This window comes from Streptomyces ortus (genome assembly GCF_026341275.1).
GTDB classification, from domain to species: domain Bacteria; phylum Actinomycetota; class Actinomycetes; order Streptomycetales; family Streptomycetaceae; genus Streptomyces; species Streptomyces ortus.
In genome coordinates, this window is sequence record NZ_JAIFZO010000002.1 from 1,328,887 (window position 1) to 1,351,836 (window position 22,950).

A 22,950-nucleotide genomic window follows, 5' to 3' on the forward strand; every position below is an offset into this window, starting at 1 on the left:
CGGTGACCGATGGGGCCGGCCTGCGCGTCGGCGAACTGCCCGACGACCTGAACGCGGCCGAGGCCGGCATGTGGCAGGCGTTCCGCAACGGCAGCGTGTACGACCTGCGGGCCGGGGACACCGCCGCCGACGATCCGCACGGTGGCCACCCCTGGGGCCCGGAGCGCACGGTACGGGCCAGGGTCGTGTGCCGGCTGCTGCTGAACGGCCCGCCCGCCCTCGACGGCCGCGTGGCCTCTCTCAAGCTGACCGGGGTCCAGATCGCCGACTCGCTCGACCTGGCGGGCGGCACCGTGGAGCCGTACGTCGAGATGAAGGGCTGCCGTTTCGAGAAGGAGATCCTGCTGCCGGAGTCCCGGTTCACGACACTGCGGCTGGTGGACTGCGCGATACCGCGCCTGGAGGCGGCCCGGCTGCACACCGAGGGTGATCTGCACATGCCGCGCTGCCGCTTCCACAACGGCGTACGCCTCACCGACGCGCACATAGGCACGGACCTGCTGCTCAACCAGTCGGTGATCTACCGGGACCGGCGCGACAACTCCCTCGTCGGCGACGGGATGACCATCGGGCAGGACCTGCAGGCCGAGATGATGGAGTCGCACGGCGAGCTGAGCCTGCGCGGCGCGAAGGTCGGCGTCTCGCTCAGCCTGCGCGGCAGCCGGCTGGCCAATCCGTACGGGCGCCGGGCGCTCAACGCACCGCAGCTGACCGTCGAGCGCACCATGTACCTGACCCCCGCGGGCATCGGCGACCCCGTGCTGACCAGCGGCCGGACCCCCGCGCACGGCACCCGGGTACAGCGGTTCGCGTGCGAGGGCGGGATCCGGCTCGACGACGGCCGGTTCGGCGACGCGGTGGACTTCGAGCAGGCCCGGCTCACCCTGCGCGACGACCAGGAGATCTCGCTGCGCCGCGTCCAGGTGCCCGAGCTGCGGTTCCTCGGCCGGCGTCCGCAGCGCGGGCGGGTCGTGCTGAACGGGGCACGTGTGGTCACCCTCATCGACCAGGCGACCAGCTGGCCGGGCGCGGGCCAGCTGCAGATGGGCGGCTTCCAGTACGAGTACCTGGTGCCGCGCGGCCCGTTCCCGCTGTCCCGGCGCCTGCAGTGGGTGGCCGCGGCCACGCCGGAGTACAACCCGGAGCCGTACGAGCGGCTGGCCACGGTGCTGCGCAACGGCGGCGAGGACGAGGAGGCGCGCGAGGTGCTGCTCGCCAAGCAGCGCCACCGGCGCGAGAACCTGCCGATCGCGGCCAGGCTGTGGGGTTACGTACAGGACTGGACGGTCGCCTACGGGTACCGGCCGGGGCGCGCGGCCCTCTGGATGGGCGTGCTGTGGGCGGTGACCTCCTTCGCCTTCGCGCACGCCGACCATCCGCCGCTCAAGACGGGCGAGCACCCGCCCTGGAACCCGACGCTGTTCGCCCTGGACCTGCTGCTGCCGCTGATAGACCTCGGCCAGGCCGGCTACTGGCAGTTGCGCGGCGGCTGGCAGTGGCTGGCCGCGGTGGTGATCCTGCTGGGCTGGGTACTGGCGACGACGGTGGCGGCGGGCGCGACCCGCACGCTCCGCAGAGTCTGAGCGCACGCTCCCCGAGGCTGGGCGCACACTCCCCGAGGCTGGGCGCCCACCCCCCAGGGCTGAGCGACCGTCACCTTTTACCCGGCCTTGACCGATCCCCACGCAACCAAACCACGGTTACGAAAGCGTCACCGCGCATCCTCTGGTACCGGTCCGACCTGCGGTTTTCAATGGAACCACCATGGCATTGCTGCGAGCGCTCCTCCGTACGATCCGGATGGCGCGGAACACTTCGAGTCTCGCCGCCGGTCTGCCCGCCGACGACGAGGTCCTGCTGGACGCCCCGGACGAGCGGCTCGGCCCGGCCCTGGTCGCGGCGGGCCGGGGCGAGTACGGCCCGGCCGGCAAACTGCTGTCCACCACCCGCGAGTCGGCCGAGTGGGAGAACCGGGACCGGTACACGACCCGCCTCGCGGCCTTCGCCCTCTCCCGCGACGAGTGGTTCGACGACTGGCGCTCCGCCGCCCCGCACGACCCGGACGCGGCCCTGGTCAAGGCCGAGCTCGCGGTGTGCCGGAGCTGGCGGTCACCGGCCCGCGCCGAACTGCTGCGCCAGGTAGGGCCGCTGATCTCCGCCGCCGCCGAGGGCGACCCGCGCGACCCCGTCCCGTGGCGGATCGCGCTGGACCACGCCCGCGGCACCAACGCCTCGCACGCCGAGTTCGAGCGGCTGTGGGCGCAGGCCGTCCGCCGCTCCCCGCACCACTACGGCTGCCATGTGGCCGCCCTGCAGTACCTGTCCGCCGCGTGGTACGGCTCGCACCGCGAGTGCTTCGACTTCGCCGAGCGCGCCGCCCACGACGCGCTGCCCGGCTCCCTGGTCCAGGCCCTGCCCGTACGGGCGGCCTTCGCCTATCTGACCGAGGGCGGCGGGGCCGCCGTCGGTCGCGTACGCCTCGACGCGGCGGCCGACCTCGCGATCGCCCTCTCCGCCGAGTACGAGGACGCCGACCCGTGGCCCGCGCAGGTCCGCAATCTGCTCACCTATGTGCTGGTCAGGCTGGAACGCTGGGAGGACGCGCTGGAACAACTGCGCCGGATCGGCCCGTACGCCACCTCGTTCCCCTGGGACCGGGTCTCGGACGATCCGCTCGGCCAGTTCCTCGAACTGCGCGACGGGATCCGGATCCAGGTGGCCTCGGAGCGCCCTCTGCGGGCACGGAGCGGGGATCTTCCGCATCCACGAAGTGAGCACGGCGGACGCGCGCCCTCCGGTGACCATTAGGCTTTCGCGTCGTGACCACCGTCCGGCTCCCACTCTTCCCCCTGAACTCGGTGCTGTTTCCCGGGCTCGTCCTGCCGCTGAACATCTTCGAGGAGCGCTACCGCGCGATGATGCGCGATCTGCTCAAGACACCCGAGGACGAACCGCGCCGGTTCGCCGTCGTCGCCATCCGCGACGGCCACGAGGTGGCCGCCACCTCGCCCGGTATGCCCGACCAGACGGCCGTACCGCAACGCGGGCCCTCGGCCGGCTTCGGCGACGAACCGCTCAAGGCCTTCCACGCGGTGGGCTGTATCGCCGACGCGGCGACGATCCGGGAGCGGGCCGACGGCAGCTTCGAGGTGCTGGCCACCGGGACGACCCGGGTGCGGCTGGCCTCCGTGGACGCCTCCGGCCCCTATCTGACGGCCGAGCTGGAGGAGCTGGCGGAGGAGCCGGGCGACGAGGCCGGGGCGCTGGCGGAAGGGGTGCTGCGGGCCTTCCGGCAGTACCAGAAGCGGCTGGCGGGCGCGCGGGAGCGGTCGCTGGCCACCGGGGCCGATCTGCCGGACGAGCCGTCCGTCGTCTCCTACCTGGTCGCGGCGGCGGCGATGCTCGACGTCCCGGCCAAGCAGCGGCTGCTGCAGGCACCGGACACGGCGTCCCGGCTGCGCGAGGAGCTGACGCTGCTGCGGGCGGAGACCGCCATCATCCGCAATCTGCCCTCACTGCCCGCCTCGGAGCTGACGCGCGGGCCGACCAACCTCAACTGAAGGACCTTTTTTGGCCAAGAAGGCGAAGAAGCAGCAGCAGGCGGGCGGGACACCGGCGACCGTGGCGCTCACCGCGGCGGGGGTCGGATTCACGGTCCACGCCTACGAACACGACCCGGCGCACCCCTCGTACGGGGAGGAGGCCGCCGAGGCCATGGGCGTGTCCCCGGACCGGGTCTTCAAGACGCTGGTCGCGGACGTCGACGGGGATCTGACGGTCGCCGTCGTGCCCGTGGCCGGCTCCCTCGACCTGAAGGCGCTGGCGGCGGCGGTCGGCGGCAAACGGGCCGCGATGGCCGATCCGGCCGCCGCGGAACGCACCACGGGGTACGTCCGCGGGGGCATCTCGCCGCTCGGCCAGCGCAAACGGCTCCGTACGGTCCTGGACGCGTCCGCACGCGGGCACGCCACGATCTGCGTCTCCGCGGGGCGGCGGGGGCTGGAGGTCGAGCTGGCCCCGGACGACCTCGCGCGGCTCACGGACGCGGTGGTGGCGCCCGTCGGGCGGCTCTGAGCTCTCGACGGGCATGCGCGGCCTCTCGACGGGGGCGCGCGGTCTCTCGACGGGAGCCGGGTTCTCGGTTAAGTACCGAGGACATGTCGAAGAAGACGCGCAAGCGGAAGTGGCGGGTACGCAAGGGACGGGCGAACCATGGGCGCCGGCCGGCCTGAGCGCTCCGCCGGACCGGTGAGGTGCCGCGCGGGCCGTGCGTTGCCGCCCGGGCCGCGAGTGCCGCATGGGCCGTGATTCGGTTGCGGGTGGGCTGCCGCTGGGCGCGCGGTTCCCCGCGCCCCTCGGGGCGCCCCTGCGGGGCTGCCCCCGACCGGGTAGTCGTCAGGCCTGCGGAGTCTGCGGGTTCTGCGGGTAGTACGGGGACTCGAAGGGGTCCGGGTCCCTGGGGCCGAAGAGGGCCGTCAGGCCCAGGTGGACCAGGAGGGCCGAGAGGGACCAGGCGAGCAGCGCGCCCTTCGCGCCGAGTTCCAGCGGGGCGTCGAAGGTGACGCCCTTGCCGGCCTCCTTGGCGTGCGCGACCACGTCCTGCGTGGGTCCGAGCCAGATGCCCAGGCGCCAGGCGACCAGGGAGCCGAGGACGCCGCCGACGGTGAGGGCGACGACGAGCGCGATGCCGCCCCCGCGCCGCAGCAGGAACACCACCAGCGCGCTGACCAGGCCGAGGCCGAGCGCCAGCAGGGTGAACGTCCCGTCCACGCCGATGGCCTGCTCCCCCTCCGTGTCCGCGAGGTAGACGGTGGTGTCGTCCGAGACCAGCGGCACGTGCGGGGCCAGCCACCACCACAGGACACCGAGCAGCAGCCCGCCGACCGCCATCGCGACCGCGATGATCGCGGCCTCGCGCAGCTCTGTCTTCATTCCGGGACCGTCCTCCTGATGACCGAGCCCGTACCCGGCGGGCGGCGCCTGCCAGGCGTCGTGCGGCGGCTGGTGGTGCGGCGGCGGAGGCGGGTTCAGCGGTGCGGTCACACCGACATCGTGCCAGGCCCGCCTGTCGGGCGCGTCACCGGACGGCCGCCCGGCGGTAGGCCCAGGTCGCGACGGCCAGCGAGGCGACGCCGACGCCCGCGCAGACGGCGAGGTCGAGCAGCACGACCCCCCAGTCCGGGTCGGGACCGAAGGTCAGCCCGAGCGCCTCGACCCCGTAGGTGGAGGGCAGCAGATCACGCGCCCACTGCACGAACACCGGCAGCCGGTCCGGCGGCAGCACGCCGAGCAGCAGCGCGGCCGACATACCCAACTGGCCGAGCAGTGTAGCCAGTTCGGGCCGGGGCGCGAGCAGTCCGAGCGCCGCTCCGAGCCCGGCGAGCGCCGCGCCCGCGAGCGGGATGACGGCGACGAGGATCCACAGGTGCGTCATCGGCAACTGGAAGAGGACGCTGCCCACGACGGCGGTCACGAGCGTCCCCGGCACGGTGAAGGAGGCGTACGCGGCGGCGGCGCCGAGCACGACGGCGGCCGGCGGTACGGGCAGCGTCGCGTAGTGGTCGAGCCCGCCACTGGCGCGCAGCTGCCCGAAGTACTGGGCCAGCAGGTTGAGCGCGACGAACGCGACCACGAGGACCGACGAACCGGCGACCACGGCCCGCGCCTCACCGCCGCCGTCCACGACTCCGCGCATCAGGACCATGATCCCGATCGACTGGAAGGTCGCCACGAACAGCAGCGGGATCCGCGCCACCCTGGCCCGGGAGAGCTGCGCCCGGTAGACGGCGGCCAGCGCCGGCCACAGCCGCGCGCGCGGTCCGAGCACGGCCACCGCGCGGGCACCGTCCTCGGTGTCCGCGCCCTGACCGGACCGGCTCCCGTCCGCACGGGCTGCGCCGGGCAGGACCTCGGCGGGTACGACACTCACGTCGAGCGGCTCCTGTTCGCTTCGGCTGTCGTCCTGTACCTGTTCCGTACGGCTGCGGGGGTCCGCGTGCTCATGCCTTGACCAACCCCCGTACGCTTCCGGCGCTGCCGCCCAGTGCCAGATACACGTCCTCCAGGCTCGGCGTGGCGAGCGTGAAGTCGTCCAGGGCCGCGAAGGCGGCGCCGCCGGTGACCGCCGCGACGGCCGCGCGGGCCTCCTCGGGAGTGAGCCGCAGCGACCAGCGACGGCCCGACTCTACGGCGCGGTCGCGCAGGGCCGCGACTTCCGGTACGTCGAGGGGGGCGCGCTCGCGCCAGACGAGTTCGAGCCGCACCTCCCCGGCGACCTGTTCCTTCAGGCCGGCGGGGGTGTCGCAGGCGATGACGCGGCCCCGGTCGAGGACGGCGACCCGGTCGAGGACGGTCTCCGCCTCGATGACGTTGTGGGTGACGAGGAGGACCGTCGTGGCGTGCTCGGCCCGGCGCCGGTCGACGGCGCTCCAGACGGCCCGGCGGGCGACGGGGTCCATCCCGGTGGTGGGCTCGTCGAGGACGAGGAACGGCCGCGCGCCGACGAGGGTGGTCGCGAAGCAGGCGAGCCGCCGCTGGCCGCCGGAGAGCTTCTTCAGGGGCCGCGAGGCGAGCGCGGTGAGCCCCAGCTCCTCCAGGACCGCGTCCCGCTCGGCCCGCGCGCTGCGCGCGTCGAGGCCGCGCAGTCGGCCGGTGGTCTCCGCGGCGAGCGACACGGTCAGCTCGTCGAGCGCGGTGGACTCCTGCCCGAGGTACGCGAGGATCCGCGACGCGCGCTCGGGGTGGCGCACGATGTCGTGCCCCAGGATCTCGACGCTGCCGCGGTCGGGGCGCATCAGTCCGGTGAGCTGGCGTACGAGGGTGGTCTTGCCGGCGCCGTTCGGCCCGAGCAGTCCGAAGATCTCGCCCTGCCGGATGTCGATCCGCACCCCGTCGGTGGCCCGCACCTCGGGTGTCGCGGGCTGCCCGCGCCGGCCGCGCACCGCCCGATAGGTCTTCGTAAGATCCCGCACGGCACACACGACATCCCCGCCGTGCCCGTCCCGGACTGCCTGTGCGGTGCGCGTACTCACGAGACCCGAGACTACGGGGTCCCACCCCCCGAACGACGCGCGGGGAGGACATACCCGCCACGAATGGTCACCGACCCCACGGCACCCCCGCCCCTGAGGGGCGCGGGGAACTGCGCAATCCCCCCACCCGACCCGCGGCCGACAACGCGACGCCCCCACCCCCAGGGGCGCGGGGAACTGCGCAAAACCTCCGCACCGACCAGCCCGCACCCGACACCCCGCCCCCGCGGAAGCCGACCCCTCCTACTCCCCCGCGGAAGCGTGCTCCGTCGCGGTCCGTGCGTCGATCTCCCGCCAGAACCCCGCCCGGATCGCATACCGATCATGCTCATCGATCTGATCGTCCTTGTGCGCGAGCAGCCCGAACCGCGCCGCGTACCGCAACAGCTCCCCGTCGATCCGGTGCGGCACCCGCGGATACATCGTGGACAGCTTGGGCAGCATCGCCTGGTCAGCCAGCCGCTCCATCCACCGCCGGGCGAACACCTGCCCCACCTCGAACGGATCACCGCCCACCGTGGTGATGTCCTCCTCGCGGTCGGCCCACCGCTGCTCCGCCGAGGTGAGCTGCGCGAGCGTCGGCAGCAGCGCCGCCTCCGCGTTCTCCGCGGCGGCGGTGCCGGGCCGGTCCACCCACCCCTTGTCGGACGACCAGCGCAGCGTCGCGTTCGCGGGCTGCTGCGCCGCCGCGCCGCCGGGCGCACCGGGTGGTCCGGGGGCCCGCAGCGCGGCCAGATCCTTCGGTGTGGGCACCCCCTTGGCGGCCGGCACCCGCGCCTCCGTGCCGTTCTCACCCGGCGCGGCCTGCGTGTGCTCGGTCTCCGCCGCGGCCCGTTCGTCCGCGGTCCGCTCCCCGGCGGGGCCCAGCGCGGAGGCCGGCGCCGAGCCGAGCCCGGCGCCCAGCGCGGACTCGGGCAGCGGCGCGGAGAGGATCGCGGCGATCTCGGGCCGCGGCACGGGCGGCGGCGCGCAGACGCCGCCGAGTTCCTTGGCGCGGACGGCCTTGGTGATCCAGATCCGGTCGAGCACCCGCCGCTCGTCGGCCTCGGCGACCAGGTCCTCGGACTGGTTGTAGTCGCCGTCCGCGGCCTGTACGGCCCACAGGTGCACGGCGACCCCGTGTTCCTTGGCAGCCATCATGCCCGGCAGCAGATCCCCGTCGCCGGTGACCAGCACGACGTCGGAGCAGGCACGGTTGCGCGCCAGTTCCGTCAGCTCGGCGTGCATGGCGGCGTCGACGCCCTTCTGCGCCCACCGCCCGTCGCTGCGCGTCAGCGCGCCGAGCCGGACCGTGACCCGGGGCATCACCCGCAGCCTGCGGTGCTCCGGCTGCGGTACGCGGTCGGGGGCGCCGTCGAACCAGTAGATGCGCAACAGGGGCCGATCCGTCTCGGACTCGGCGCGCTCGCGCAGCCCCTGGATGAGGGCGGCGTGGTCAACGGTGATCCGGGATCGCGAGGGTTCCCCGGCGAGGAGACTGGCAGCGGCCCCGAGCAGATAACCGGCGTCCACCAGGATGATGCAGCGGTCCACGCGATCCACCCTCTTTCCGGGAGGTTTGCTTCGGGCTTCCTTCGAGTCTGCCCGACCGCGCGGAGGTTAACGGCCGGAACTCGATCTTCGGCGTGGCGGATCGGCGTATCGCTCGCCCACAGCCCTTATTACGCACGGTAATTCTCCGAAATGCGTCATTCCTCAGCCTATGTGAGTCTGGTCCCGGCCCTGGCCCCTAAAAACCCCCGTAGGAGGCAGCACCATGGCCAAGAACAAGAACCGCAAGCAGGGCGGCGAACAGGACCGCTCGTCGCAGCCGGAGCAGTCCGAGCAGTCCGAGCGGTCCTCGGCACAGGCGCAGCAGTCGCCGGTGTCGCAGATCCAGGGCAGCCCGGCCGATGTGGCCCGTAAGCACCAGAAGCGTTTCGGCCACAACTGAGCCGAGCGCACGGGCCTTTGCGGCCCGGGCAACATGCCGAGGGGCGCACCCGTGCACGGGTGCGCCCCTCGCGCCGATGCCGGCCGCTGTCAGCCGCTACCGGCCGGTGTCAGCCGGTCGTCGCCAGGCAGGCCGGGCCCAGCAGTACCTTCAGGTCCCCGAAGAGCGCGGGATCCGGCTTCACCCGGTGCCGGTCGAGCCGCAGGACGGTGGTCTTGCTCGGGCCCTGCAGCCGGATCCGCACCTCGCTCTCCCCCCGGTGGTGGCTGAGGATCTCGCCGAGCCTGCTGACCATGGGCGGGGTGATCTTCAGGGCCGGGATGGTGAGGATCACGGGCGCGTTGGTGCCCGCGTTCGACAGGTCCGGTACCTGCAGTTCCATCGCGACCAGCCGCGGTACGTCCTCGCGCTTGTCGAGGCGGCCCTTGACGAACACCACGGCGTCCTCGACGAGTTGCGTCGACACCAGCTGGTAGGTCGCGGGGAAGAACATGCACTCGATGGAACCGGCCAGGTCCTCGACCGTGGCGATGGCCCAGGCGTTGCCCTGCTTGGTCATCTTGCGCTGGAGGCCGGAGATGATGCCGCCGATGGTGACGACCGCGCCGTCCCCGTGCTCCCCGCCGGTGAGCTGGGCGATGCCCGCGTCGGCCTTGTCGGAGAGCACGTGCTCCAGGCCGAAGAGCGGGTGGTCGGAGACGTACAGGCCGAGCATCTCCCGCTCCTGGGCGAGCAGGTAGGCCTTGTCCCACTCGTCGGTGGTGAACTCGACGTCCAGGCCGAAGCCCGGCTCGCTGTTGTCCGCCTCGCCCATGCCGCCGAAGAGGTCGAACTGTCCCTCGGCCTCTTTCCTCTTCACCGCGACGACGTTGTCGATCATCGGCTCGAAGTGCGCGGTGAGGCCCTTGCGGGTGTGCCCCATCGTGTCGAAGGCGCCGGCCTTGATGAGGGATTCCGTGGTGCGCTTGTTGCAGGCGGCGGCCTCGACCTTGTCGAGGTAGTCGGGGAACGAGTTGTACTTCCCCTTGGCCTTGCGGCTGCGGATGATCGACTCGACGACGTTCGTACCGACGTTGCGGACGGCGGAGAGGCCGAAGAGGATCACGTCGTCGCCCTGCGCGGCGAAGTTCTGCTCCGACTCGTTGACGTTCGGCGGCAGGACCTTGATCTTCATGCGCCGGCATTCGTTGAGGTAGACCGCCGACTTGTCCTTGTCGTCCTTGACCGAGGTGAGCAGCGCGGCCATGTACTCGGCCGGGTAGTTCGCCTTCAGATAGCCGGTCCAGTACGAGACGAGTCCGTACGCGGCCGAGTGGGCCTTGTTGAACGCGTAGCCGGCGAACGGGACCAGGACGTCCCACAGGGCCTGGATCGCCTCGGCGCTGTAGCCGTTCTTCTGGGCGCCCTCCTGGAAGAGGACGAAGTTCTTCGCCAGCTCGTCGGGCTTCTTCTTGCCCATCACGCGGCGCAGGATGTCGGCCTCGCCGAGCGAGTAGCCGGCGATGATCTGGGCGGCCTTCTGCACCTGCTCCTGGTACACGATCAGGCCGTAGGTGACCGCCAGGACCTCTTCGAGCGGCTCCGCCAGCTCCGGGTGGATCGGGGTGATCTCCTGGCGGCCGTTCTTGCGCTCCGCGTAGTTGATGTGCGAGTTCATGCCCATCGGGCCCGGCCGGTAGAGGGCCGAGACGGCGGAGATGTCCTCGAAGTTGTCGGGCTGCATCTGGCGGAGCAGCGAGCGCATCGGGCCGCCGTCGAACTGGAAGACGCCGAGGGTGTCACCGCGGCAGAGCAGTTCGAAGGTCTTGGGGTCGTCCAGCGGGAGGGCGAGCATCTCCAGGTCGATGCCCTTGTTGGCCTTCACCATCTTGATGGCGTCGTCCATGATCGTGAGGTTGCGCAGGCCCAGGAAGTCCATCTTGAGCAGGCCGAGCGACTCGCACTGCGGGTAGTCCCACTGGGTGATCGTGACGTTGTCGGTGTGCCGCACCCAGACCGGGGCGTGGTCGACGATGGGCTCGCTGGACATGATCACGCCGGCCGCGTGCACACCCATCTGCCGGACCAGGCCCTCGACGCCCTTCGCGGTGTCGATGACCTTCTTGACGTCCGGCTCGTTCTCGTACATCCCGCGGATCTCGCCGGCCTCGCCGTAACGCGGGTGCTTCGGGTCCGTGATGCCGTTCAGGTCGATGCCCTTGCCGAGGACGTCGGCGGGCATCGCCTTGGTGAGCCGGTCGCCCATCGCGTACGGGTAGCCCAGTACGCGCGCGGAGTCCTTGATGGCGTTCTTCGCCTTGATCTTGCCGTACGTGCCGATCATGGCGACCTTGTCGGCGCCGTACTTCTCCGTCACGTACCTGATCACCTCGACGCGCCGGCGCTCGTCGAAGTCGATGTCGACGTCGGGCATGGAGACGCGCTCGGGGTTGAGGAACCGCTCGAAGATCAGGCCGTGCGGGATCGGGTCGAGGTCGGTGATGCCCATCGCGTACGACACGATCGAACCGGCGGCGGAGCCACGTCCCGGGCCGACCGCGATGCCCTGCTTCTTGGCCCACATGATGAAGTCGGCGACGACGAGGAAGTACCCCGGGAACCCCATCTGGATGATGACGTCCATCTCGTACTCGGCCTGCTTCTGGCGGTCCTCGGGGACGCCGCCGGGGAAGCGGCGCGCCATGCCGCGGCGCACCTCCTCCTGGAACCAGGTGACCTCGGTGAAGCCCTCGGGGATGTCGAACTTCGGCATGAGGTTCTTCGCCTCGAACATGCCGGTCGTGTCGATCTGCTCGGCCACCAGGAGGGTGTTGGCGCACCCTTCCTGCCAGGCGTCCGAGGAGTCGACCGCGTACATCTCGTCCGTCGACTTCAGGTAGTAACCGGTGCCGTCGAAGCGGAAGCGGTCGGGGTCGGAGAGGTTCTTGCCGGTCTGGATGCACAGCAGCGCGTCGTGGGCGGTCGCCTCGTGCGCGTACGTGTAGTGCGAGTCGTTCGTCACCAGGGGCGGGATGCCGAGCTTCTTGCCGACACGCAGCAGGTCCTCACGGACCCGGCTCTCGATCTCGATGCCGTGGTCCATCAGCTCCAGGAAGTACCGGTCCTTGCCGAAGATGTCCTGGTACTCGGAGGCCGCCTTGACCGCCTCGTCGAACTGGCCGAGGCGCAGCCGGGTCTGCAGTTCGCCGGAGGGGCATCCCGTGGAGGCGATCAGGCCCTCGGACCACTGGGAGATGCTCTCCTTGTCCATGCGGGGCCACTTCTGCAGCCAGCCCTCCGCGTACGCGTCCGAGGAGAGCCTGAAGAGGTTGTGCAGCCCCGTCTTGTTCGCCGCCCAGATCGTCTTGTGGGTGTAACCGCCGGAACCGGAGATGTCGTCCCGCTTCTGGTGCGGCTGGCCCCATTTGATCTTGCGCTTGTTGCGCCGCGACTCGGGGGCGACGTACGCCTCGATGCCGATGATCGGGGTGACGCCCGCCTTCTTGGCCGAGTGGAAGAAGTCGTACGCCCCGTGGAGGTTGCCGTGGTCGGACATCGCGATGTGCGACATGCCCATCTCGTTGCACGCGTCGAACATGTCCTTCAGCCGCGCGGCACCGTCCAGCAGCGAGTACTGGGTATGGACGTGCAGGTGCGTGAACGGCGGCTTTGACACGGCTTCGGCCTCCAAGGCGAACAGGCGTCGACGGACGTCCTGCGGGCTGCGGGCAGTCCGGGGGACAGCCACGAAGTGTATGCCGGAGCACTGACACTTCGAGCGCCCTCCCCCGTACCTTCGGGCGTACCTTCATCGGACGGTAAACGGGCACTCGCGTGCGCCCCCGTCCGTTGGAGGATGACGGAGACAACCGCTCCGGCGGACCGCGCATTCCGTCCCACTCGTCATGCATCACCTGCACCAGGAGGCACCCAGCAATGTCGGTTCCGCAGCTCAGCGCCGAGCAGCGCGGCGAAGAGATCCTCGCCGTCTTCCATACCGCCTTCGGCGATCTGCTGGCCGCCGATCCGGCCGCGTTCCGCGTGAAGTTCCGGAAGATGGCGGCCTCGGCGTTCGCGTTCTACCGCGGGACGGCAGGGCTCTTCTACCACGATCTGGAGCGGGAGAAGCGGGGCGGCCCGTACCTGGACGAGCGCACCTCCCGGGTGTGGATCCACGGCGACCTGCACGCGGAGAACTTCGGCACGTACATGGACGCCCAGGGCCGGCTGATCTTCAACGTGAACGACTTCGACGAGGCGTACGTCGGCCCGTTCACCTGGGACCTCAAGCGCCTCGCGGCCTCGGTGGCCCTGATCGGCTACGCGAAGGCGCTGAGCGACGAGCAGATCACCACCCTGGTCCGGACGTACGCGGCGGCCTACCGGGAGCGCATCCACGCCCTCGCGACGGGCGCCAAGAGCGACGAGGTGCCGCCCTTCACGCTGGACACCGCCCAGGGGCCCCTGCTGGACGTCCTGCGGGACGCGCGCTCGCTGACCCGCTTCGGGCTGCTCGACTCGATGACCGAGATCCGCGACTTCGAGCGGCGTTTCGCGCCGGGCGGCGGTTCCATCGAGCTGGACGCGGCCACCCGCTACAAGGTCCTGGCCGCCTTCGACGGCTATCTGGAGACGCTGCCCGAGTCGTCCCTTGACCGCCCCGACTCGTACCGGGTGAAGGACGTCGTGGGCCGCCGCGGCATCGGTATCGGCTCGGCCGGGCTGCCCTCGTACAACATCCTGCTGGAGGGCGCCACCGACGCCCTGGAGAACGATGTGGTGATCTACATCAAGCAGGCCCAGACCCCGGCCGTCTCCCGGCACATCACGGACTCCTCGATCCGCGAGTACTTCCAGCACGAGGGCCACCGCACGGTGATCTCCCAGCGCGCCCTCCAGGCGCACGCCGACCCGTGGCTGGGCTGGACCGAGCTGGACGGCGCGGGCCAGCTGGTCGCCGAGGTCTCGCCGTACGCCGTGGACCTGGACTGGGGCGACATCGACGACCCGGAGGAGATCGCGGCGGTCGTCGCCGACCTGGGCAGGTCCACCGCCACCATGCACGCCGCCGCGGACGACGAGAGCGGCCACTCGGAGCTGGTGCCGTTCTCCACCGAGCGCGCCATCGACGCGGCGATCGCGGGCGACGAGGAGAACTTCGGCGACCTCCTGGTCGACTTCGCGCACGAGTACGGCGCACGCGCGCGTGAGGACCACCAGATCTTCGTGGACCTGTACCGCAACGGCCGGATCCCGGGCCTGTAGCCGCCCGCCCGCCGACCTCGCCCGCCGGACCCCGACCGCCCACAGGATCCCTTTAGGGGTCCCTTACAGGAGTACGTGACAGACTCTTCGGAACCATGGACATATCCGGGACCCAGCTCAGAGCCGTACGCGCGGCGCTGTTCACGGCACTGGTCGTGACGCTCAGCACCGCGTCGCACGTGCTGCTGTCCCGGGTCCCCCTGCCGCTGGCCACCGTGGCAGCCCTCGCCGGTGCCGTCTTCGTCGTCGCGTACGCGCTGGCGGGCCGCGAGCGCGGCTTCGGACGGATCGCCGCCCTGCTGATCCCGCTGGAGCTGGCCGCCGACACGCTGTTCACCGCGGGCCAGCACGCCTGCTACGGCAAGGCGGGCGGCCCGGTCGCGGGCCCGCTGCGCTCGGTCGGCCTCGACGTGCTCTGCGGTGGCGGCGAGGTCGGCACCCCGCTGGCCCGGGTGACGGGCGGCGAGGCGACCCCCGCCGCGGCCCTGCTCGCGCAGGCCGATCCGGGCGCCGCCTGGCTGCTGCTCGGCGCGCACATCGGTGTCGGCCTCCTCGCCGCCGCCTGGCTGCGCCGCGGCGAGCGGGCCCTGGCCCAGTTCCTGGACGCGATGGCCGCCGCCACCTTCCGGCCGCTGCTGATCGCGGTCGCCGCGGTGAGCGCGCATCTCACTCCGGTGCGCCGGCTGCCGCGGCCCACGCGCCGGGTGGCCGCCACGCGTACGCGGCTCTTCGTGCACTCGATGGGACGGCGGGGACCGCCGCGCTCGGCCGTATCCGCCTGAGCACACCAGTCCCCGTACACCTGTCACACCCACGGAGAACCCATCATGAGCAAGCGGAACAGCCAGGCCTCGAAGTCGGCGGCCCGTGAGCGGCTGCGTATCGAGCGCGAGCGGCAGGCCAAGCGCGACAGGGCCAGGCGGCAGATCATCGTCGCCGGTTCGATCGTCGCGGTCCTCGCGATAGCCGGCGGCATCGGCTACGCCGTCGTACAGAACAACGAGCCCTCCAAGTGGGACGCGGCGGCCGACGCGAAGGTCGTCGCCCCCGCCAACACCAGCGGCAAGAACGGCTCGACCGTCGTCATCGGCGAGTCCAAGACCGACAACACGGTCCACCTCTACGAGGACCCGCGCTGCCCGGCCTGTGCCTCCTTCGAGCAGACGGTCGGCGAGACCGTCAACAAGGGCATGAAGGACGGCGACTACAAGCTCTCCTTCACCCTCGGTACGTTCCTCGACGGCAACCTCGGCGGCGAGGGCTCGAAGAACGGCGTGAGCGCGCTCGGCGCCGCGCTGAACGTCAGCCCCGAGGCCTTCCTGGAGTACAAGACCGCGCTCTACTCCACGAAGTACCACCCGGAGGAGACGTCCGACGACCTCGCCAAGGACAGCTACCTGATCAAGGTGGCGAACTCGGTGGACGCCCTCAAGGACAACAAGAAGTTCCAGGACGCCGTCAAGAAGGGCACGTACGACGCCTGGGCCATGCGGATGAGCAAGACGTTCGACGACGCCAAGGGGGTCGACTCGACGCCGACCATCAAGATCAACGACAAGGTGATCACGAACCCGAGCACGGTCGCCGACTGGCAGAAGGCGCTCAAGGACGCGGGCGTCACCAAGTAGCGCGTTCCCGGTACCACCCCGCGTGAAGGGCGGGCGAACTTCTCCGCGTTCGCCCGCCCTTCACGTCTTTCGCCTTACAGAAAGCCCTACCCATCAGTAATGTGACCGGCCGTGACCAGTCGCATCAGAAATCACATCAGCCCCTCCGGCCCTGACGCCCCCGCCCCCAGCCGCCGTACGGTGGTCAAGGCCGCCGCGGCCACCGCCGTGCTCGGGGCCCCGCTCGCCGCGGCGCTGCCGGCCCGCGCCGCCGAGGCTCCCGCCTTCCTGCACGGCGTCGCCTCGGGCGACCCGCTGCCGGACGGCGTCCTCCTGTGGACCCGGGTGACGCCCGCCTCCGAGGCGACCCCCGGCTCCGGGCTCGGCCCGGACGTCGAGGTCGGCTGGACGGTGGCCACGGACAAGGCGTTCACGACGATCGTCGCGAAGGGCTCCACCACCGCGACCGCCGCCTCCGACCACACCGTCAAGGCGGACATCCGAGGTCTCACGCCCGCCACCGACTACTGGTTCCGCTTCTCCAGCGGCGGCACCGACTCACCGGCCGCCCGCACCCGCACCGCCCCCGCCCATGACGCGGCCGTGGCCGGGATGCGCTTCGGGGTGGTGTCCTGCGCCAACTGGGAGGCCGGTTACTTCTCGGCGTACCGGCACCTGGCCGCGCGCGGCGACCTGGACGCCTGGCTGCACCTGGGCGACTACATCTACGAGTACGGGACCGGTGAGTACGGGACGCGGGACACCGTCGTACGCCCGCACGCCCCGGCGCACGAGATCGTCACCCTCGCCGACTACCGCACCCGGCACGGCCGCTACAAGACCGACCCCGATCTGCGGGCCCTGCACGCCGTGGCGCCGGTCATCGCGATCTGGGACGACCACGAGTTCGCCAACGACGCCTGGTCGGGCGGCGCCGAGAACCACACCGAGGGCGCCGAGGGCACCTGGTCCGCCCGCCAGGCCGCCGCCAAGCAGGCCTACTTCGAGTGGATGCCGGTCCGTCCCGCCGTCGAGGGCACCACCTACCGGCGGCTGCGCTTCGGCAGACTCGCCGACCTCTCGCTGCTCGACCTGCGCTCGTACCGCTCGCAGCAGGTGAAGGTGGGCAACGGCACGGTGGACGACCCGGACCGTACGCTGACCGGCCGGGCGCAGCTCGACTGGCTGAAGGCGGGCCTGCGTTCCTCCGACACCACCTGGCGGCTGGTCGGCAACTCCGTGATGATCGCCCCCTTCGCCATCGGCTCGCTCTCCGCCGAACTCCTCAAGCCGCTGGCCGAACTGCTCGGCCTGCCCAAGGAGGGCCTCGCCCTCAACACCGACCAGTGGGACGGCTACACCGACGACCGCCGCGAACTCCTCGCCCACCTGCGGGACAACGCGATCCGCAACACGGTCTTCCTCACCGGCGACATCCACATGGCCTGGGCCAACGACGTACCCCACAACGCCGGTACGTATCCTCTGTCGGGCTCCGCCGCCACCGAGTTCGTCGTCACCTCGGTGACCTCCGACAACCTCGACGACCTCGTCAAGGTCCCCGAGGGCACGGTCTCGGCCCTGGCGTCACCGGTGATCCGCGCCGCCAACCGGCATGTCCACTGGGTCGACACCGACCGCCACGGCTTCGGCGTCCTCGACCTCACCGCCGAGCGGGCGCAGATGGACTACTACGTCCTCTCCGACCGCACGACCACGAACGCGACGGCGTCCTGGGCCCGTTCGTACCGCACGCGCAGCGGCACGCAGAAGGTCGAGCGGACGTACGACCCGGTCTGATCCCCTCACCGGGTCCTGAACGCCCGCACCGTCCTGAACGCCTACAGGCTTTCGAGGAAGCCGAGTGCCACCCGCCAGGTGGCCTCGGCGGCCTCCTCGTCGTAGTCCGGCAGGCCGGGGTCGGTGTAGAGGTGTCCCGCGCCCGCGTATCTGTAGACCTCCACGTCGGCTCCCGCCTTGCCCATCTGCAGATACCAGGCGGTCAGCCAGTCGTCGGGCTCGAAGGCGTCCGGCTCCGCGACATGCAGCTGGACCGGCAGCTCGTCCACCGAGGCGTTCTCCGCGATGTCGGACGTGCCGTGCAGGAGCAGCAGCCCGCGGGCCTTGTCGTCGCCGAGCGCCAGAGTCTGCGCGGTCGCCGCCCCCAGCGAGAACCCGGCATACACGAGCCCTCGCTCCGAATAGGGCGCCGCGGCCAGGATGGCCCGCTTGAGCAGCTCCTCCTTGCCGAGCTCGTCCTTGAAGGCCCTGCCTTCCTCGACGGTCTCGAAGGTGCGCCCCCCGAAGAGGTCGGGCGTCCACACCTCGTGTCCGGCCGCACGCAGCCGGTCCGCCGCGTCCCGCACGGCGGGCCGCAGACCGAAGGTCGAGTGGAAGAGCATGATGTTCATGGGTCCATGGTGCCAGCCACCACCGACAACGCGGTCGCCCCGGGGCGGCGGCCCGGATATGACCGGGCCCACAGGTTAGCCACCCCGGCGGGCCGGTTACGGTCGAAGGCATGGAGAACGTGCTTCGCCCGCTGATCGTGATCGGCGGCTCGCTCGTGGTGACGCTGCTCGTCGGCTGGCTGGTCGACCTGCTGCTGCGACGCGCCGATCAACGCCACCACCAGGTCCCGCTGTGGAACCTGCTGCGCCGCTGCCGTCTTCCGCTGCAGTTCGTCATGTGTGCGGCCCTGCTGAGAGGCTCCTACGACCAGGCCAAACTCACCAAGGCACATTCCGCGGGGGTCGGCCAGCTCCTGACCCTGGTCCTCATCGGTTCCACGGCCTGGCTGCTGGTGCGGATCGCGACGGCCGTCGTCGAGTCCTCGTACTCCCGTTACGCGCACGCCCACCGCGATCCCGCCCGGGTCCGCCGGGTCCGTACGCAGGTGGCGCTGATCCAGCGCGTCGTCTCCGCGATCGTCGGTGTGGTGGCGGTCGCCGCGATGCTGCTGACCTTCCCCGCGATGCGCGCCGCCGGCGCCTCCCTGCTCGCCTCGGCCGGCATCCTCGGCATCGTCGCCGGTGTGGCCGCGCAGTCCACCCTTGCCAACATGTTCGCCGGGTTCCAGATCGCCTTCGGCGACATGGTTCGGCTCGGGGACACGGTGGTGGTGAACGGGGAGTGGGGCACGGTCGACGAGATCACGCTCACCTTCCTGACCGTGCGCACCTGGGACGAGCGCCGGTTCACGATGCCGGTCTCGTACTTCACCTCACAGCCGTTCGAGAACTGGTCGCGCGGCGGGGTGCAGATGACCGGGACGGTCTTCTTCCACCTGGATCACAGCGCCCCCGTCGAGGAGATGCGCGACAAGCTCCGTGACATCCTGCGCGAATGCCCGGCCTGGGACGGGCGCGACTACGGCCTCGCGGTCACCGACTCCACGCCCAGCACGATGGAGGTGCGGGCGCTGGTCACCGCGAAGGACGCGGACGACGTCTGGACGGTGCGGGTCACGGTCCGCGAGCAGATGCTGCGCTGGCTGACCGTCCACCACCCCTACGCCCTGCCCCGCGTCAACACGGCAGACGCGATCCTGCCCCCGGGCACCATCGCCCACCCGAACGGCGGCGGCGATGCCCACCGCCCCCGCACGACCACCCGGGGGCGAATGGTGGAACCCCCTCGCACAGGCCGCGGCTGACCCGTCCCCCCGCCCCCGCCCCCCTGTTTCTTTTTTGGGGGCGCGGGGAACGGCGCAATCTTTTGCCTTTCCAGGGGCGCGGGGAACGGCGCAATCTTTGGCTTTTCAGGGGCGCGGGGAACTGCGCGAACGGCCCCGCCGACGGCCTACTTCAGGCTCCGTACGTCCAGGTGCCGCAGCACCCGGTCGACGACCTCCGGATTCGCCCCCGGCTCACTCCGCGCGGCCAGCACCTCGTGCCGCGCGGCGGAGAGCATCTCCCCCTGCAGCCGCCGCACCAGCTTGATCCGGCGAGCGCGCTGCGCATGCGCCTCCCGCCGCTCGTCCTCCCCGAGGTCGGGACTGATCCGGTATCCGATGTCGAACGCCCGCCGCAGCAACTGCTCGGTCAGCTCGTCGGACAGGTCCTCCGTCCGCTCCAGCTCCCGCAGCCGCTGCTTCGCCGCCTTGGCCGCCCGCACGGCGAGCGTCTTCTCGAACTCCTTCTCCCGGTCGGTGTCGGCCTGCACCCCGAGCTTCCGCACCAGCCAGGGCAGACTCAGCCCCTGCACCACGAGCGTCACCATGATCACCCCGAACGCGATGAAGATCATCTCTTCCCGGTTGGGGAACGGCTGCCCGTTCTCCGTCTCCAGCGGAATGGCCAGAGCCAGCGCGACGGAGGCCACCCCGCGCATCCCGGACCACCACATGACGACGGTCTCCCGCCAGGTCGTCGGGATGTCCTCGTCGAAATCCCGTTTCGCGTGCAGCCGCTGGGCCAGCCAGGTGGCGGGCAGCAGCCACACCAGTCGTAGGAACACCACGACCCCCACGATCGCGGCGGCCCAGCCGAGCATCTCCCCCCAGCGCCCGGACGCCGTACGGATCGCGTTGTGCAGCTCCAGTCCGATGAGCCCGAAGGCCACCCCGGTGACCAGCGTGTCGACGATGTTCCAGAAGGTGTGCCCGGCCAGCCGCGTCATGACGTCGTCGGCGTTGTTCGCATACTCGGCCAGGAACAACGCCGTGGTGAGCACCGCCAGTACGCCGGACCCGTGCAGTTCCTCCGCGAGCACGTACGAGGCGTACGGCACGAGCAGGGTCAGGCTGATCTGCAGGGTGGGGTCCCCCAGGGAGTCCATCAGCCGGTTCGTGGCCCAGCCGAGCCCGAGCCCGACGGCCACCGCGACGACGGCGGACAGCAGGAAGTCGAGCGCCGCGCCCTGCACCGAGAAGGAGCCGCTGATCGCGGCGGCGATGGCCACGTGGTAGAGCACGATGGCCGTCACGTCGTTGAACAGCCCCTCGCCCTCCAGGATCGACACCAGACGGCGCGGCAGGCCGAGCTGTCCCGCGACGGCGGTCGCCGCGACCGGGTCGGGCGGCGCCACCAGCGCGCCGAGCGCCACGGCTGCGGCGATCGGCAGGCCGGGCACGATCGAGTGGGCGACCGCGGCGACCACGGCGGTGGTGACGAACACCAGGGCCACGGCGAGCAGGAAGATCGGCCGTTTGTTGGCGGTGAACTGCCGCCAGGAGGTACGCCGTACGGCGGCGTAGAGCAGGGGCGGCAGCAGCGCGGGCAGGATCAGGTCCGGCGGGATGTCCACGTTCGGTACGAAGTCGAGGACGGCGAGCACGATCCCGAACAGGGTCATCAGCACCGGCGAGGGAAGCCCGAAGCGGTCCCCCAGCGGAACGCTGACGACGGCCCCGAGCAACAGCACGAACAGCAGGGCCAGCTGGTCCACGGTCGGAGCTCCAGGGGTCTAGACATGTACAGAAGGCCAGACCTCAAGCGTGCCACCGCAGACGGTTTCCACACGCAGACGCACCAAGGACGTCCTGACGGACGCCACGTCAGGACGTCTTTTCCGAGCTCGTCAGGGAGTCTTTCCTGAGCTCGTCAGGGAGTCTTTCCCGAGCTCGTCAGGGAGTCATTCCCGCGCCCGGCCGAACGCCTGGAGCGAGCGCCGCATCGCCCGGTGCGGAATCCCGGCATCAGGGAACTCGGGCCCGTAGGCCACATATCCCAGACGCTCGTAGAACCCCAGCGCGTGCGTCTGCGCGTGCAGATCCACCGCCGTCAGCCCACGCGCGCGTGCCACGTCCTCGACGCCCCGCACCAGGGCGACCCCGACCCCCAGCCCGCGCGCGGCCCGCACGACGGCGAGCCGCCCCAGCGAGCCGACACCCGCCTCGCCACCGGTCTTCGCGCCCGCCGCCTCCCCGTACAGCAGCCGCGCCGCGCCGAGCGGCTGCCCGTCCTCGCGCACGGCGAGTACATGCACGGCACCCGCGTCGTACGCGTCGTACTCCAGGTCCTCGGGGACCCGCTGTTCGACGACGAAGACCTCCTTGCGCACCGCGAAGCAGGCCTCACGGTCGGCGGGATCATCGGCGACCCGCACCACGCAGGGCGACGGGCCCGGCGACGGGCTCATGCGTTGCTTTCCTCCCGGACGCGGTCCAGCGCCCGCTGCAGGTCGTCGGCGTAACCGGCCTCGAACTCGACCCACTGCCCGTCGCCGGGGTGCTCGAAGCCGAGCCGCACCGCCTGCAGCCACTGCCGGGTCAGCCCGAGCCGCTTGCTCAGCGTCGGGTCGGCGCCGTACGTCAGGTCGCCGACGCAGGGGTGCCGGTGGGCCGACATGTGGACGCGGATCTGGTGCGTGCGCCCGGTCTCCAGCTTGATGTCGAGCAGCGAGGCCGCACGGAACGCCTCGATCAGGTCGTAGTGGGTCACGGAGGGCTTGCCCTCGGCGGTGACCGCCCACTTGTAGTCGTGGTTCGGGTGCCGGCCGATCGGTGCGTCGATGGTGCCGCTGGTCGGGTCGGGGTGGCCCTGCACGAGCGCGTGGTACCGCTTGTCGACCGTGCGCTCCTTGAACTGGCGCTTGAGCGAGGTGTACGCGTACTCCGACTTGGCCACCACCATCAGGCCCGAGGTGCCCACGTCGAGGCGGTGCACGATGCCCTGGCGCTCGGCGGCACCCGAGGTCGAGATCCGGTACCCGGCGGCGGCGAGGCCGCCGATCACGGTCGGCCCGGACCAGCCGGGGCTGGGGTGCGCGGCGACTCCGACGGGCTTGACGATCACGACCACGTCGTCGTCGTCGTGCACGATCTCCATGCCCTCGACGGGTTCGGCGACGATCTGCACGGGCGGGGCGGCCTGGGGCATCTCGACTTCCATCCAGGCGCCGCCGTGCACCCGCTCGGACTTCCCGACCACCGAGCCGTCGACCGTGACCTTCCCCGCCGCGGCGAGCTCGGCGGCCTTCGTACGGGAGAAGCCGAACATGCGGGAGATGGCGGCGTCGACACGCTCGCCCTCCAGGCCGTCGGGCACGGGCAGGGTACGGATATCGGGAACGGTACTCACCCGTCGAGTATGCCGGACGGGTGAGACACCGGCTCACGGCAGCCCGCGAGCGGGGCCCGTGACGGCCGTCGGTCCCTCAAGCCTTTCAGTCCTTCAGTCCTTCAGCCCTTCGG

At 71.2% G+C, this 22,950-nt stretch carries 19 protein-coding genes; 10 read left to right on the top strand and 9 right to left on the bottom strand.

Annotated elements, in window-relative coordinates; genetic code table 11:
• Positions 1-2: 2 nt before the first annotated feature.
• From K3769_RS09175 to ybaK, 4 genes are all read left to right on the top strand, one after another.
• Positions 3-1,583 (top strand): oxidoreductase, encoded by a 1,581-nt coding sequence (locus tag K3769_RS09175; RefSeq protein WP_267025933.1) that lies wholly within the window; start codon positions 3-5, stop codon positions 1,581-1,583.
• A gap of 181 nt (positions 1,584-1,764) precedes the next feature.
• Positions 1,765-2,808, top strand: coding sequence for a hypothetical protein (locus tag K3769_RS09180; RefSeq protein WP_267025934.1), 1,044 nt, complete (start codon positions 1,765-1,767; stop codon positions 2,806-2,808).
• An 11-nt stretch (positions 2,809-2,819) separates the two neighbouring features.
• On the top strand, positions 2,820-3,560 hold the full coding sequence (locus K3769_RS09185; RefSeq protein ID WP_267025935.1) for an LON peptidase substrate-binding domain-containing protein: 741 nt from the start codon (positions 2,820-2,822) through the stop codon (positions 3,558-3,560).
• A 10-nt stretch (positions 3,561-3,570) separates the two neighbouring features.
• Positions 3,571-4,074, top strand: coding sequence for a Cys-tRNA(Pro) deacylase (gene ybaK, locus K3769_RS09190; RefSeq protein ID WP_267025936.1), 504 nt, complete (start codon positions 3,571-3,573; stop codon positions 4,072-4,074).
• A gap of 321 nt (positions 4,075-4,395) precedes the next feature.
• Here the strand turns inward: ybaK and K3769_RS09195 are convergent, their stop codons facing one another.
• The 4 genes from K3769_RS09195 to K3769_RS09210 form a co-directional block, all read right to left on the bottom strand.
• On the bottom strand, positions 4,396-5,043 hold the full coding sequence (locus K3769_RS09195; RefSeq protein ID WP_267025937.1) for an AAA family ATPase: 648 nt from the start codon (positions 5,041-5,043) through the stop codon (positions 4,396-4,398).
• 34 nt (positions 5,044-5,077) lie between these two features.
• Positions 5,078-5,929: an ABC transporter permease gene (locus tag K3769_RS09200; protein ID WP_267025938.1), complete on the bottom strand. Its 852-nt coding sequence runs from the start codon at positions 5,927-5,929 to the stop codon at positions 5,078-5,080.
• Between the two features lie 70 nt (positions 5,930-5,999).
• Positions 6,000-7,031 (bottom strand): ABC transporter ATP-binding protein, encoded by a 1,032-nt coding sequence (locus K3769_RS09205; RefSeq protein ID WP_267025939.1) that lies wholly within the window; start codon positions 7,029-7,031, stop codon positions 6,000-6,002.
• 243 nt (positions 7,032-7,274) lie between these two features.
• Entirely contained in the window at positions 7,275-8,564 is a 1,290-nt protein-coding gene (locus K3769_RS09210; protein WP_267025940.1) for an NYN domain-containing protein, read from the bottom strand.
• A gap of 223 nt (positions 8,565-8,787) precedes the next feature.
• Here K3769_RS09210 and K3769_RS09215 point away from each other — a divergent pair, with 223 nt between their 5' ends.
• The gene (locus tag K3769_RS09215; protein ID WP_267025941.1) at positions 8,788-8,964 is read left to right on the top strand and encodes a hypothetical protein; all 177 of its coding nucleotides are present in this window, start codon (positions 8,788-8,790) and stop codon (positions 8,962-8,964) included.
• A 109-nt stretch (positions 8,965-9,073) separates the two neighbouring features.
• Here K3769_RS09215 and dnaE read toward each other — a convergent pair whose 3' ends face one another.
• A complete protein-coding gene (gene dnaE, locus K3769_RS09220; protein ID WP_267025942.1) occupies positions 9,074-12,619 on the bottom strand; it encodes a DNA polymerase III subunit alpha in 3,546 nt (1,181 codons plus the stop codon).
• Between the two features lie 260 nt (positions 12,620-12,879).
• Between dnaE and K3769_RS09225 the strand changes: the two genes are divergently transcribed.
• The 4 genes from K3769_RS09225 (at position 12,880) to K3769_RS09240 (ending at position 17,615) form a co-directional block, all read left to right on the top strand.
• On the top strand, positions 12,880-14,208 hold the full coding sequence (locus tag K3769_RS09225) for a DUF2252 domain-containing protein (protein ID WP_267025943.1): 1,329 nt from the start codon (positions 12,880-12,882) through the stop codon (positions 14,206-14,208).
• A gap of 95 nt (positions 14,209-14,303) precedes the next feature.
• Positions 14,304-14,990, top strand: coding sequence for a hypothetical protein (locus K3769_RS09230; RefSeq protein ID WP_267025944.1), 687 nt, complete (start codon positions 14,304-14,306; stop codon positions 14,988-14,990).
• A gap of 45 nt (positions 14,991-15,035) precedes the next feature.
• A complete protein-coding gene (locus K3769_RS09235; protein ID WP_267025945.1) occupies positions 15,036-15,836 on the top strand; it encodes a DsbA family protein in 801 nt (266 codons plus the stop codon).
• A 111-nt stretch (positions 15,837-15,947) separates the two neighbouring features.
• Positions 15,948-17,615: an alkaline phosphatase D family protein gene (locus tag K3769_RS09240; RefSeq protein ID WP_267025946.1), complete on the top strand. Its 1,668-nt coding sequence runs from the start codon at positions 15,948-15,950 to the stop codon at positions 17,613-17,615.
• Positions 17,616-17,656: 41 nt separating this feature from the next.
• Here the strand turns inward: K3769_RS09240 and K3769_RS09245 are convergent, their stop codons facing one another.
• A complete protein-coding gene (locus tag K3769_RS09245) occupies positions 17,657-18,226 on the bottom strand; it encodes a dienelactone hydrolase family protein (RefSeq protein WP_267025947.1) in 570 nt (189 codons plus the stop codon).
• Between the two features lie 110 nt (positions 18,227-18,336).
• Between K3769_RS09245 and K3769_RS09250 the strand changes: the two genes are divergently transcribed.
• Positions 18,337-19,470 (top strand): mechanosensitive ion channel family protein, encoded by a 1,134-nt coding sequence (locus tag K3769_RS09250; RefSeq protein ID WP_267025948.1) that lies wholly within the window; start codon positions 18,337-18,339, stop codon positions 19,468-19,470.
• Positions 19,471-19,616: 146 nt separating this feature from the next.
• Here the strand turns inward: K3769_RS09250 and K3769_RS09255 are convergent, their stop codons facing one another.
• The 3 genes from K3769_RS09255 to K3769_RS09265 form a co-directional block, all read right to left on the bottom strand.
• On the bottom strand, positions 19,617-21,203 hold the full coding sequence (locus tag K3769_RS09255; RefSeq protein WP_267025949.1) for a Na+/H+ antiporter: 1,587 nt from the start codon (positions 21,201-21,203) through the stop codon (positions 19,617-19,619).
• 186 nt (positions 21,204-21,389) lie between these two features.
• Positions 21,390-21,896 carry a GNAT family N-acetyltransferase gene (locus tag K3769_RS09260; RefSeq protein ID WP_267025950.1) on the bottom strand — a complete coding sequence of 169 codons (507 nt, stop codon included), beginning with the start codon at positions 21,894-21,896 and terminating at the stop codon, positions 21,390-21,392.
• Entirely contained in the window at positions 21,893-22,837 is a 945-nt protein-coding gene (locus K3769_RS09265) for an RluA family pseudouridine synthase (RefSeq protein ID WP_267025951.1), read from the bottom strand. Before K3769_RS09265 ends, K3769_RS09260 begins: the two co-directional genes overlap by 4 nt.
• Positions 22,838-22,950 lie beyond the last annotated feature (113 nt).

Coding starts and splice junctions, on each gene's coding strand:
- K3769_RS09230 (WP_267025944.1), top strand. CDS start 14,304: ATGGACATATCCGGGACCCAGCTCAGAGCCGTACGCGCGGCGCTGTTC.
- K3769_RS09180 (WP_267025934.1), top strand. CDS start 1,765: ATGGCATTGCTGCGAGCGCTCCTCCGTACGATCCGGATGGCGCGGAAC.
- K3769_RS09225 (WP_267025943.1), top strand. CDS start 12,880: ATGTCGGTTCCGCAGCTCAGCGCCGAGCAGCGCGGCGAAGAGATCCTC.
- K3769_RS09235 (WP_267025945.1), top strand. CDS start 15,036: ATGAGCAAGCGGAACAGCCAGGCCTCGAAGTCGGCGGCCCGTGAGCGG.
- K3769_RS09260 (WP_267025950.1), bottom strand. CDS start 21,896: ATGAGCCCGTCGCCGGGCCCGTCGCCCTGCGTGGTGCGGGTCGCCGAT.
- K3769_RS09245 (WP_267025947.1), bottom strand. CDS start 18,226: ATGAACATCATGCTCTTCCACTCGACCTTCGGTCTGCGGCCCGCCGTG.
- K3769_RS09215 (WP_267025941.1), top strand. CDS start 8,788: ATGGCCAAGAACAAGAACCGCAAGCAGGGCGGCGAACAGGACCGCTCG.
- K3769_RS09250 (WP_267025948.1), top strand. CDS start 18,337: ATGGAGAACGTGCTTCGCCCGCTGATCGTGATCGGCGGCTCGCTCGTG.